This is a genomic window from Streptomyces sp. CAU 1734 (assembly GCF_039888735.1).
In the GTDB taxonomy this organism is placed as follows: Bacteria; Actinomycetota; Actinomycetes; order Streptomycetales; family Streptomycetaceae; genus Streptomyces.
This window is the reverse complement of sequence record NZ_JBDQQP010000001.1, coordinates 388,509-400,182: the sequence shown is the minus strand read 5'-3', so window position 1 is coordinate 400,182 and position 11,674 is coordinate 388,509. Positions and strand designations below refer to the sequence as shown.

The 11,674-nt window shown below is 72.6% G+C and carries 8 protein-coding genes; 4 read left to right on the top strand and 4 right to left on the bottom strand.

The genetic code is table 11. From position 1 onward, the window contains the following. Positions 1-460 precede the first annotated feature (460 nt). On the bottom strand, positions 461-1,222 hold the full coding sequence (locus AAFN69_RS01585; protein ID WP_347726383.1) for a MarR family transcriptional regulator: 762 nt from the start codon (positions 1,220-1,222) through the stop codon (positions 461-463). 233 nt (positions 1,223-1,455) lie between these two features. Here AAFN69_RS01585 and AAFN69_RS01580 point away from each other — a divergent pair, with 233 nt between their 5' ends. Beyond that, the gene (locus tag AAFN69_RS01580; RefSeq protein WP_347726762.1) at positions 1,456-2,127 is read left to right on the top strand and encodes a DUF4097 family beta strand repeat-containing protein; all 672 of its coding nucleotides are present in this window, start codon (positions 1,456-1,458) and stop codon (positions 2,125-2,127) included. 58 nt (positions 2,128-2,185) lie between these two features. Next, positions 2,186-4,462: a DPP IV N-terminal domain-containing protein gene (locus tag AAFN69_RS01575; protein ID WP_347726382.1), complete on the top strand. Its 2,277-nt coding sequence runs from the start codon at positions 2,186-2,188 to the stop codon at positions 4,460-4,462. 42 nt (positions 4,463-4,504) lie between these two features. Here AAFN69_RS01575 and AAFN69_RS01570 read toward each other — a convergent pair whose 3' ends face one another. Then, complete coding sequence (locus AAFN69_RS01570; RefSeq protein ID WP_347726381.1) at positions 4,505-5,146, bottom strand: TetR/AcrR family transcriptional regulator; 642 nt, start codon at positions 5,144-5,146, stop codon at positions 4,505-4,507. Between the two features lie 164 nt (positions 5,147-5,310). On the opposite strand from AAFN69_RS01570, the gene AAFN69_RS01565 reads away from it, so the two are divergent. Further along, complete coding sequence (locus AAFN69_RS01565; RefSeq protein WP_347726380.1) at positions 5,311-8,766, top strand: cytochrome P450; 3,456 nt, start codon at positions 5,311-5,313, stop codon at positions 8,764-8,766. Between the two features lie 135 nt (positions 8,767-8,901). Here AAFN69_RS01565 and AAFN69_RS01560 read toward each other — a convergent pair whose 3' ends face one another. Together AAFN69_RS01560 and AAFN69_RS01555 are read right to left on the bottom strand one after the other, a co-directional pair. Further along, complete coding sequence (locus tag AAFN69_RS01560) at positions 8,902-9,888, bottom strand: iron-siderophore ABC transporter substrate-binding protein (RefSeq protein ID WP_347726379.1); 987 nt, start codon at positions 9,886-9,888, stop codon at positions 8,902-8,904. A gap of 209 nt (positions 9,889-10,097) precedes the next feature. Next, positions 10,098-10,514, bottom strand: a complete 417-nt coding sequence (locus tag AAFN69_RS01555; RefSeq protein WP_347726378.1) for an ATP-binding protein — start codon at positions 10,512-10,514, stop codon at positions 10,098-10,100. A 346-nt stretch (positions 10,515-10,860) separates the two neighbouring features. Between AAFN69_RS01555 and AAFN69_RS01550 the strand changes: the two genes are divergently transcribed. Beyond that, the gene (locus tag AAFN69_RS01550; RefSeq protein WP_347726377.1) at positions 10,861-11,664 is read left to right on the top strand and encodes a GntR family transcriptional regulator; all 804 of its coding nucleotides are present in this window, start codon (positions 10,861-10,863) and stop codon (positions 11,662-11,664) included. Positions 11,665-11,674: the final 10 nt, after the last annotated feature.

Genomic DNA, 11,674 nt, shown 5'->3' with positions numbered 1-11,674 from the left:
GCATGCGGCTCCGCGTATGAGTCAGCGTACGGAGTGGGCGCGGAGCGCGCACCGGCCGTGCGTGCTCCGGATCACCGCCGCGGCGACCGGCCCGGCGGCCGGGCGGGAAAGGGCCCGTACCCGGGCTCCGGCCTGTACCCCGGCCGCCGGGTGGGCTCCCGGATCGGCGCGCGGGCGCGCCGGCGGGATCCGGCCGCCGGGTGAGCCGGGGGAGTTGGTCTTCCGCCGAGCCGGCAGGCGGAGTGCCCGCCCGGGAAGGGCCGCGCGGGCGGGGCATGCGATCCCGAGACGGAGGGGCGTCCTCGTACCGGATGTACTCGGACGGATCCGGCGGCGCCGAGGGCCCGCGCGCGCCGGAGCCGTCCGGGATTCCGGGGACACGGACCGGGTGCATCCGCCGGCCTGCCCCGGCATCGGCCCCGCCACCGGCATCTGCACCGGCATCGCCCCCGCCACCGGTTCAGGACGGCTCGTGCCCGCCTCCCTCGCCCGTCGCGGCCGGCGGGGCCGCGTCCGGTTTCGTGGAGAGGATCTCGCGGGCCTGCTCCGCCGCGCGGACGATGCTCTCGCCGACGAAGTCGACGAAGCGGGCGATGTTCTCCAGGCGGGCGGCGGCCGGGGTGCCGGGGCCGAGGACGCCGGCGCCCTGGCGGGTCGCCTCCACGAGGCGGGCGTTGGAGCGGGCGGTGGCGATCATCGACTGGTACCAGACGTCGTCGTCCACGTTGTAGCGCTCACGGCGGCGTTCGTCCCGCTCCCGGCGGATGAGGCCCTGGCTCTCCAGGAACGCCACCGCCTTGGAGACGGACGCCGGGCTGACCTGGAGGCGCTGGACCAGCTCGGACGCGGTGAGGCTGCCGGTGTCGGTGGTGTAGAGGGAGACCAGCACCCGGGCCGTCATCCTGGGCAGCCCCGACTGCATGAAGATGCCGGCGAGCAGCTCCTCGAACCCGCGCACCGCCTCGGGGTCGCGGCCGTGCGCCGGCGGGGGCGCCTTCGGTGCCCGGGGCGCCGGCCGGGTGCGCCGGGGGGCGCGGCGTTCGGTGGCCTGCTGGGCCAGATCCGCGCGGTAGGCGGCCGGGCCGCCATTGCGCATCACCTCACGGGTGACGGTCGAGGTCGGACGGTCGAGACGCCTGCCGATCTCCGCGTAGGCGAGCCCGTCGGCCAGCCCCAGCGCGATCTGCCGACGTTCCTGCTGAGTAAGTCTGCCTCCCGGCACCGTGCGTCTCCCCTCATGGTTCCCCGATGCGCCGAGCGTAGCGTTCAATTCCCTTCCAATGCAACGAACCGCTGATGATCGTTGCGTTAGAAATAGCGCCGCTGCAACGATTGCAAGCCTCTCACCTGCATTAATGATGATTCTGCGCGGCGAACGCATTGCCTCGATCTGTGAAGGCAACGTAGCGTTTCCAATGTCAGAAACAAGGAAGCGCAGAAGTGCAGGAGCACACCATGCAGAAGTTCGCCACCGCCACCGCCGTCTCCGCCGTCCTCGACATCCCCGCCGGACGGGTCCGTCTGATCGCCGCCGACCGGGCCGACACCGTGGTCGAGGTGCTGCCCTCGGACGCCGCGAGGAGCCGCGATGTGAAGGCGGCCGAGCGCACCGAGGTCAGCTGCCGCGACGGCGTCCTGCGCATCGCCGCCGCGCCGGCGGAGAACGGGATCACCGGCCGGTCGGGATCGGTCGAGGTGACCGTGCAGCTGCCGGCCGGCTCCCGTGTCGGGCTGACGGCGGCCGACATCGACTTCCGGGGCGTCGGGCGCCTCGGTGACGTCACCTTCCAGGGCGCGCACGGCTCGGTCAAGCTCGACGAGGCCGCGAGCGCGCGCCTCACTCTCGACGCCGGCGACGTCTCGGTCGGCCGGCTGGGCGGCGGCGCCGAGATCACCACCCGCAAGGGCGACATCCGCATCACCGAGGCGGTGAGCGGCACGGTCGTGGTGCGGACCGAGTCCGGAGACGTGTCGGTCGGCGCCGCCCGCGGGGTCTCCGCCGTCCTGGACGCCGGTACCACCCACGGCCGGATCCGCAACGCGCTCGCCAACACCGAGGGCGCCGCCGCCGGTCTGCACATCCACGCGACCACCGCGCACGGCGACATCAGCGCCCGCAGCCTCTGAGAAGCGGCACCGCTCCGCCCGTCACGACCGACACCAACACCGGCAAGGGGAAGAAAACATGAGCACCACTCAGGACTACCGGGCCGCGGAGAAGCTGCTGCGCCGAACCGTGAGCCCCGGTGAGCTGGTCGTCGGTGACAGGATCAGGCCGCGGTGGATCGACGGGGGCGCCCGCTTCCACTACGCGGTGGGGAACGACTCCGCCAGACGGTTCGTCCTGGTCGACCCGGCGGCGGGCACCCGCGCGCCGGCCTTCGACCACACCGCGCTCGCGGCCGGGCTGACCGCCGCCTCCGGCCGGCCGGCCGACCCCGCCGCCCTGCCGTTCGCGGCCGTCGAATTGACCGGGGAAGCCGTGGAGTTCTTCGCGTTCGGCGAGTACTGGCGCTGCCGCACGGATGACTGGGCGTGCGAGCGGGCCGAGTTCACCCCGCCCGGCAACCCGCTGGAGGTGGTCTCCCCGGACGGGAGACTCGCGGTCTCCCGGCGCGGGCACGATCTGTGGGCGCGCTCGCTCCCGGACGGCCGGGAGTGGGCGCTGACCACCGACGGCGCGCCCGGCCACCAGTACGGCACCGGTCCGGAGAGTACGGCCAACTCCACCCTGCTGCGCAAGATCGGACTGCCGCATCTGCCGCCCGCGGTGGCCTGGTCGCCCGACTCGGCGAAGGTGCTGACACACCGGACCGACGAGCGCGCCGTCCGCGAGACCCACCTCGTGGAATCCCGGCCCGCCGACGGCGGCGCCCCCCGGCTGCACACCCGGCGGTACGCCCACCCCGGTGACGAACACCTGCCACTGGCCGAGCTGGTCGTCCTGGACGTCGCCGAGGGCACGGTGGTCCGCTCGGCGGCCGAGCCGCTGCTGATGCCGCAGATGTCGCCGATCGCCGCCCGGCGGGCGTGGTGGGCGGCGGACGGTTCGGCCGTGTACTACCTGGACCAGCCGCGTGACCTGCGCACGCTCACCCTGTGCCGGATGGACCCGGCCACCGGCGAAGTCACCGAGGTGCTCAGCGAGAGCGGTGCCACCCGGGTGGAGCCCAACCAGTGGCTGTTCGAGCCGCCGATCGTGCGGGTGCTGGCCGGTGAGGTGCTCTGGTACTCCCAGCGGGACGGCTGGGGGCATCTCCACCGGTACGACCTGGCCACCGGCGCGCTCCTCGGCCGTGTCACCTCCGGGCCGTGGGCCGTACGGGAGATCCTGCGCGTCGACGAGGCCGCGCGGGTGGTGTACTTCACCGCCGCCGGGCTGGTGGAGGAGGACCCGTACCGGCGCACGGTGTGCCGGGCCGGCCTGGACGGCTCCGGCTTCGCCGAGCTCACCGACGACGGGCTGGACCATGCCGTCACCGTCGCGGAGGGCGGGGAGTACTTCATCGACTCCGCGTCCGCGGTCGGCATCCCGCCGGTGTCCCGTGTCCGCGACTGGTCCGGGCGGGTGCTGGCCGAGCTGGAGCGGGCGGACATCAGCGGGCTCACCGCCACCGGCTGGACCCCGCCCGAGCGGTTCCGCGTCAAGGCGGCCGACGGGGTCACGGACATCTACGGAGTGCTGTACCGGCCGCGCGGGTTCGACCCCGCCGAGCGCTACCCGGTGGTGGACCATGTCTATCCCGGCCCGCAGGTCAACCGGGTCTCCCCGGGCTTCGACCCCGGTGGCATGGGCATGGACGCGGAGCCCGTCGCGGCGCTGGGTTTCGTGGTGGTGGCGATCGACGGCCGGGGCACCCCGGGGCGGAGCAAGTCCTTCCATGACGCCTCCCAGGGGAACCTCGCCGACGCGGGCGGTCTGGCCGACCATGTCGCGGCGCTGCGGCAACTGGCCGTGACCCGGCCGTGGATGGATCTGGACCGGATCGGCGTACTCGGCCACTCCGGCGGCGGCTTCGCCGCGGCGCGGGCGATGCTGGACTTCCCCGAGGTGTTCAAGGCGGGCGTCGCGCTCTCCGGCTCCCATGACGCCCCTTGCTTCAACGCCGGCTTCGTGGAGACCTACGACGGCGCGGAGAACCCCGGGGCATGGGCCCGCACCTCCAACGCGGAGATCGCGGACCGGCTGGCGGGCGGGCTGCTGCTCATCCACGGCGAGATGGACGACCAGGTCCACCCGGCCCACACACTGCGGCTGGCCGACCGGCTCGTCGCCGCCGGCAAGGACTTCGAGCTGTTCATCGTGCCGGGGGCCGAGCACACCTTCATCGACTGCCTGGCCGAGGTCCGCAAGCGCTGCTGGGACTTCCTGGTGCGCGAGCTGAAGGGGGTGCGCCCGCCCGCGTACCGCCCCGCCCCGATCGCCGTCGGCCCCGAGCTCCTCGCCGAACTGTTCTCCTGAGCGGGCGGGCCCCTGCCCGCAGGGGCGGGCCGGGGGCCGGTGTCAGCCGGCCGCCGGAGCGGTGCCGCTCGCCGCCGGTGCGGTGCCTTCGGCCAGGGTGAGGGTCGCGCGCACCAGTTGGTCCAGGTCGCGCCGGGTGCGTTCGCCCGGTGTGTCCTCGCCCCGGATGAGGAAGGACAGCGAGGCTCCGTCGAGTCCGTTGAGCAGGAAGCCGGCGAGTTCACCCGGCGGTACGGCGTACTCCTGCCCGGTCCGCTCGGCGATCCGGGCGAAAGCGGTGGTGGCGATCTCGGAGGCGTCCTGGTGGTACTTCGCCACCACCTCCCGCAGCTCGGGGGAGCGCAGCGAGAAGGCGATCAGCTCGAACCAGAGGAGACTGAGATCGGGCCGGTCGCCGAGATCGATGATGAAGGCGTCGGCCGTGGCCCGCAGCGCCTCCTCCAGGTCGGCCGCGCGCTCCACCGCCTTCTGGATTCCGGTGATCAGATCCGCGGTGAGGGACTCCAGGACGGCCCGGTACAGATCCTCCTTGGAGCCGAAGGTGTAGTGCACGGTCGCCTGGGCCACTCCCAGCTCGGCCGCGATGGCACGGGTCGAGCCCGCCGCCACCCCTTCGCGGGACATGAGGTCGATGGCCGCGGCGATGAGCTGGGGTCGGCGCTCGGCGGCGGATACATGAGCCATATCGGCCACTATAGCGACATAGTCAAGCGCTCATGTCAGGCGACATTGTCACCTGACAAAGTCGCTTGTAGGGTGGTGCCCGAAGCCGAGGGCACGGCGTCGCGCCATTCCGTGCCGCCCGGCCGTACCGATGCGCGTGCCACCACCTCCGAGGGGCAGGGACGATGGACTCCACCAAATCGCCGATCTCGACAAACCCGGCCGGACGGCCGGGCTCCGCGGACCTGAGGGATGTGACCGGCCCGAAGCCGGGCACGGCGGACCCGAAGCCGGACCCGGGGCCGGGTCCGCAGCCCGGCCCGGTGGACCCGGGGCCGGACCCGAATTCCGGCCCGGCGGGCCCGAACAGCCGTACCGGAGTGCGGGATACGGCCAGTCGCGCGGCGGCCCGCCCGGCCCCGCACCTCACCCCGGTCCCCACCCCCGCCCCCGCCCGGCGCCGGCTCCCGGGAACGGTCCCCGAGCGCGGTGCCATCCCCGTCCTCGGGCACGCGCTGCGGGTCCCGGACGACGCCTTCACCCAGTTCGCCATGGAGGAGGCCCGCGCCCTGGGCCCCATTTACACCCTGCGGTTCTTCGGCGAGGAGAGCCTGATGGTCTCCGGCGAGGACCTGGTCGCCGAATTGTGCGACGAGACCCGCTTCCGGAAGTCCATCAAGGGCCTGGAGCCGGTGCGGGAGTTCGGCGGCGACGGGCTCTTCACCGCCCTCGGCCACGAGCCCAACTGGCGCAAGGCGCACAACATCCTGATGCCCGCCTTCTCCTTCAACGCCCTGCGCGCCTACCACCCCACGATGCTGCTGGCGGCCCGGCGGCTGCTGGCCGCCTGGGACGCCGGCGCCGGGAAGCCGGTGGACGTCGCCGAGGACATGACCCGGCTGACCCTGGACACCATCGGACTCTGCGGTTTCGGCCACGACTTCGACTGCTTCGGCCGGAGCGAGCCGCACCCCTTCATCTCCGCCATGGTCCGCGCCCTCGACCACGCGCAGCGCAAGGCCGGCTTCATCCCCGGGCTCGATTTCCTCCACGCCGGGGCCGAGAAGCGCCAGCGGGCCGACATCGCCTCGATGAACTCCCTCGTCGACGACATCGTGCGCCGCCGCCGCGCCGGGGCCGGCGAGTCCGGGCCGGACGCCGGTGAGCCCGAGGACCTGCTCGGACTGATGCTGCACGCCGTGGACAAGGAGACCGGCGAGCCGCTGGACGACACCAACATCCGCTACCAGGTGATCACCTTCCTGATCGCCGGGCACGAGACCACCAGCGGCGCGCTCTCCTTCGCCCTCCACTATCTGCTCAAGCACCCGGAGGTGCTGGCCGCCGCGCAGGCCGAGACCGACGCCCTCTGGGGCGACGACCCCGACCCGGATCCGTCGTACGAGGACGTCGGCAGGCTGCGCTATCTGCGGCAGGTGCTCAATGAGACCCTCCGCCTCTGGCCCACCGCGCCCGCCTTCGGGGTGGAGGCCCTGGAGGACACCGTCATCGGCGGCCGTTATCCGATATCCCGCGGCCAGGGCGCGGTGGTCATCACCCCGATGCTGCACCGGCAGCCCGGCTGGGGCGACAACCCCGAGCTCTTCGACCCGGGCAGGTTCACCCCCGAGCGGATCGAGAGCCGGGGCCCGCATCTCTACAAGCCCTTCGGGAGCGGCGAACGCTCCTGCATCGGCCGCCAGTTCGCCCTCCACGAGGCGACCCTGCTGCTCGGTCTGCTGGTCCACCGCTACCGGCTGATCGACCACAGCGGCTACCAGCTGAAGATCAAGGAGACACTGACCCTCAAGCCGGACGGCTTCACCCTCACCCCGGTACGCCGCACCGTGCGCGACCGCGCCGGCGCCGTACGGAGGACCGAGCCCGCCGCCGTACGCCCCGCGGACCCCGGCACCGCCGGGCTGCGCGCCCCGGGCACCACCGTCACCGTGCTGTACGGATCGAACCTCGGCACCTGCCGCACCCTCGCCGCCGACCTCGCGGAACAGGGCGCCCGGCTCGGCTTCACCACCGTCCCGGCACGGCTGGACGACGCCGTCGGCACCCTCGCCCCCGATCGGCCGGTGCTGATCGTGACCGCCTCGTACAACGGCCGGCCCACCGACGACGCCGGCCGGTTCGTCGACTGGCTGGAGAGCGGCGGCCCGCCGGCCGGGATCCCGTACGCGGTCCTCGGCGTCGGCGACCGCAACTGGTCCGCCACCTATCAGCGGATCCCCACCCTGGTCGACGAGCGGATGGCCGCCGCCGGAGGGGAGGCCCTCGCCCCGCGCGCGGCGATCGACGTCTCCGGCGACGTCGCGGCGGAGACCGGGCGCTGGAGCGGGCTCGTCTGGTCCGGACTGCTCGCCCGGTACGGCGTCCCCGCGCCGGCGGCGGACGCGCCCGAGGCCCCGGCCGGCCCCCGCCACACGGTCGAGGACGCCCCGGACGCCCCGGCGGACCCCGGCCTGCCGGACGCCGGTGACGGGCTGCTCCCCCTGACCGTCACCGAGACCGCCGAACTCTGCGATCTCGCCCACCCGCTGGGCCGCTCGAAGCGCTTTCTCACCCTCCGCCTCCCCGAGGGCACGGCCTACCGCACCGGGGACCATCTCCTCGTCCGGCCCGAGAACCCGGCGGAACCGGTGGAGCGCACCGCGCGGATCCTCGGACTCGACCCGGCCCGGACCGTGGTGCTCCGTCCGGCCGGCCCCCACCGGGGCGGCGGGTTCCCGGTGGGCCGGCCCCTGACCGTACGCACCCTGCTGACCCGCTTCACCGAGCTCACCCGTCCCGCCACGGCCGGTCAGCTCACCGCCCTGGCCGCGCTCTCCCCCTGCCCGCCGGACCGGGCGGCCCTCACCGCCCTGGCCGGCGCGGGGGACGGCGCGACCGTCACCGATCTGCTGGAGCGCTTCCCCTCCTGCCGGCCCTCACTGGCCGAACTCCTCGACGTCCTGACCCCGATGGCCCCCCGGTACTACTCCATCTCCTCCTCGCCCGCGCTCGCCCCGGGCGCCGTCGATCTGATGGTCGCCGCCGCTCCCGTACCGCACCGCCGGGGCGAGGGCACCTTCCTCGGCACCGGCGCCGCCCATCTCGCCGGACTCGCCCCCGGCGACACCGTGTACGGCCGGGTCACCCCCTGCGCGGACCCCTTCCGGCTCCCCGCCGACCCCGCCGTGCCCGTGATCCTGGTGGCCGCCGGCACCGGACTGGCCCCCTTCCGCGCGGCCGTCGCCGACCGGGCCGCCGCGCCCGCCGCCGGCCGGGCCCCGCTCTTCCTGTACTTCGGCTGCGACCACCCGGACGCCGACTATCTGCACCGCGCCGAACTGGAGGCGGCCGAGGAGCGGGACGCGGTGAGCCTCCGCCCGGTCCACTCCCGGGCCCCGCGCGACGGCGCGCAGTTCGTCCAGGACCGCATCCTGCGCGAATCGGCCGAGCTCGGGCCCCTGCTGGAGGCCGGTGCGCACATCAGGGTCTGCGGCGACGGCCGCGCCATGGCACCCGCGGTGCGCAACGCCTTCCGCGCCGTCCGCGCCGTCCACACCGGCGAGAGCCCGGCGGAGACGGAATCCTGGCTCGACTCCCTCATCGCCGAGGGGCGGTACGTCGAGGACGTCTGGGCGGGCTGAGCGCCGGGCCGTCCCCGGCTCCCCGGGGTACGCGAAAGGCCGCTCCCGGAGACGTACGGTCTCCGGGAGCGGCCCCGGCACGGTGCTGTCCGTGCGCATGCTCAGGTGTGCCGCACGGTCATCCGCGCGGCGGGGTCACTTGGTGAGCGCGGTCCTGAGCTCGTCCAGGATCAGGTTCGCGGCCGTGTAGCCGATGCCCTGGATCCACAGGGTGTCCTTCACGGCGTGCACCTTGCCGGCCTTCACCGCGCCGAGGTTCTTCCACAGCGAACCGCCGAGCACCTCGGTCGCCTTGGCCTTCTTCGGGTCACCGATGGTGGAGTGGAAGATGACATCGGCCTCGGCCTGGTCCATCTTCTCGGGGCTGAGGTTCAGCATGAAGCCGTCCTCGGCCGTGTCGGTGATGGCCGGGCGGCCCAGGCCGACATCCTTGAGGATGGTGCCGATGTAGTTCTCCTTGCCGTAGAGGCGGATATCCGCGCCCTCGACGAAGCGCACCATGTTGACCTCGATGCCCGCGGCCTTCTCCTTGCCGCCCAGCGCCGCGGTGACCTCGGCGACCTTCGCGGTGTAGTCGGCCACGGCCTTGTCCGCCTCGGCCTCCTTGTTCAGGGCCGTCGCGTGGACGCGGAAGTTCTCCTTCCACGGCAGGCCGGTCTCCTCGGTCATCACCGTGGCGGTGATGGCCTTGAGCTCGTTGTACTTGTCGCCGTGGCGGAGCTTGCTGGTGAGGATCAGGTCGGGCTTGAGCGCGGCGATGGCCTCCATGTTGGGGGCGCTCATGTCGCCGACGAGCTTGACGCCCTCGACCTTGTCCGCAGGAAGGTGCTCCGGGAAGCCCGAGGGGGTGTCGCTCGTGGTCGCGCCCACCGGCTTGACCCCGAGCGTGATCACCGAGTCCAGCTCGGCGGTGTCCAGCACGACGACCCGCTTCGGCTCGGCCGGCACCTTCACATCGCCCATGGCCGTCTTGACGGTGCGCACCCCGGCCTTGTCGCCGCCCTTCTCGGCGGTGTCCTCCGAGCCGGAGTCGGACCCGCCGCAAGCGGTGAGGGCCACGGCACCGGCGAGAGCGGCGGCCAGGGCGGCGACACGGCGGCGCTGAGCGATGGAGCTGATCATGTGCGGTCTGCTTTCGTGCTGGCAGTGGGCCCTTCGGGCACGCCAAGTTTGGTTAGGCTTGGCTTACTGTAAACATGCCGTCCCCCGATCTGGCCAGGGGGTCCGCGAAATGGAATGAAAGACCGAGCGGGTATCGGATGGAAATCCACCGCGAACCAGGGCGCGGCTCCGGAGCGGAGTCGCGCCCCGGGCGGGTCAACTCCCGCGTGTCAGGGCTGAACCGGGGGGTGCTCCGTGTCGAGCCGGAAGGTGCAGACGACGGTCTTGCCCATGTCGGTGATCACCGTCTCCCGGTGATCGGTCAGCGCGTCGACCAGGAGCAGCCCTCGGCCGGATTCGGCCGTGACGGCGGGTGTTCGCGGGGTGGGGGGTGTGGGGTCGGGGTCGCTGACCCTGACGATCAGTCGATCCTTGCCGAGTGCGATGTTCAGTTCGCCGGTTCCGCCTGAGTGTTCGTGCACATTGGCCAACAGCTCGTCGATGACCAGGACCGCATCGTCGGTCAGCCTCTCCAGGCCCCATTCGGTCAGCTCCTTCCGGATGGCGCGGCGCAGGTTGCCCAGTTCGGCGAGCTCGCCGGTGAAGTCCGTGCGGAAGCCGGTCTCGGTGCCCTCTGTGATGATCACCAGCGCTCCGGAGCGGTCGATGTGCCGGGTGTCCCGTACGACAGTGGCGCCAAGTCGTCTCTTTCCACGGGAAATCCCTCCGGAGCGATACCGTCGGACATGGGTCGTGCCCCTCTCGGTGGTGGATGGCCCGCAGTGGCCTCGGGGGCGCAACCCCGGGGCCACGTCTCCGTCGGTGAAGGGCGGGCGCGCGGAACGCGGCGGTGAAGACCGGCCCGCGAAATCATTAGGTGCTAGCACCTAATGATTTGTTGATGGTGGCGTGGCCTGCTCCGGCAGTCAAGCCATATCTGCTAGCACGTAAGGTGGAGTCACTCATAGGGATGACGTGGAGAGGAGGCGCCGGATGGCGCGCACCGCGGAAGAGATCGCGGCTGAGCTGCGAGGTCGCATCCAGCGTGCGGAGCTGAGGTCTGGCGACCGGCTGCCGACGATGACCGACCTGATCGAGGAGCACGGGGTATCTCGCCAGACGGCGCGAGAGGCCCTGAACCTGCTGAAGCGGGAAGGGCTCGTCGAGTACCGGGGAGGGCGTTCGGGGACGACTGTCCGGGAGCGGCCCGTGACCCGACTGGCCCGGTCCAGGGGCATGGAGCGAGACCATCTCGGCTACTACTCCGGCGCGAACGTTCAGCACTGGCGGCTGGTGCCGGGCACCGGCACGACCGTGGTGACCGAGCCCGTGCCCGATGACATCGCCATAGTCCTCGGGGTGACGCCCGGAACCCCCGGTGTGGTCAGGAAGCGGCTCAACGGAGATCCCGGGAATCAGGCGCACCGGCAGCTGACGGACAGCTGGCTCCATCCGGAGGCGGTCGAGGCCCTCCCCGTCCTCGCCGGGGATTCGGGGCTCGGCGGGATCTACGACCGGATCGAGGAGTGGGCCGAGCAGCCGATCCTCTGGGAGGAGGAAGTGACCGCCGTGACCCCGAGCCCGGCCGAGGCGGCCGCACTGCTGCTGCCGCCCGGGGTGCCGGTGCTCCGGATCGTCCGGTCGTCGACGGTGAGGATCGACGGCAGACCGCTGGTCGTGGAGGTGAACGACATCAGGATGAGCGCGGAACTCTTCTCCGTGCGCTATCCGATGACGCGGCGGGGAGCCGCCCGCTGGCCCGTGCGGCCGGCGAGCGCCGACTTCTACACCGACTGACCCGGGGTGT

Excerpts from the sequence above, each read along its gene's own strand:
- AAFN69_RS01580 (WP_347726762.1), top strand. The coding sequence starts at position 1,456 with ATGCAGAAGTTCGCCACCGCCACCGCCGTCTCCGCCGTCCTCGACATC.
- AAFN69_RS01575 (WP_347726382.1), top strand. The coding sequence starts at position 2,186 with ATGAGCACCACTCAGGACTACCGGGCCGCGGAGAAGCTGCTGCGCCGA.
- AAFN69_RS01570 (WP_347726381.1), bottom strand. The coding sequence starts at position 5,146 with ATGGCTCATGTATCCGCCGCCGAGCGCCGACCCCAGCTCATCGCCGCG.
- AAFN69_RS01565 (WP_347726380.1), top strand. The coding sequence starts at position 5,311 with ATGGACTCCACCAAATCGCCGATCTCGACAAACCCGGCCGGACGGCCG.
- AAFN69_RS01560 (WP_347726379.1), bottom strand. The coding sequence starts at position 9,888 with ATGATCAGCTCCATCGCTCAGCGCCGCCGTGTCGCCGCCCTGGCCGCC.
- AAFN69_RS01550 (WP_347726377.1), top strand. The coding sequence starts at position 10,861 with ATGGCGCGCACCGCGGAAGAGATCGCGGCTGAGCTGCGAGGTCGCATC.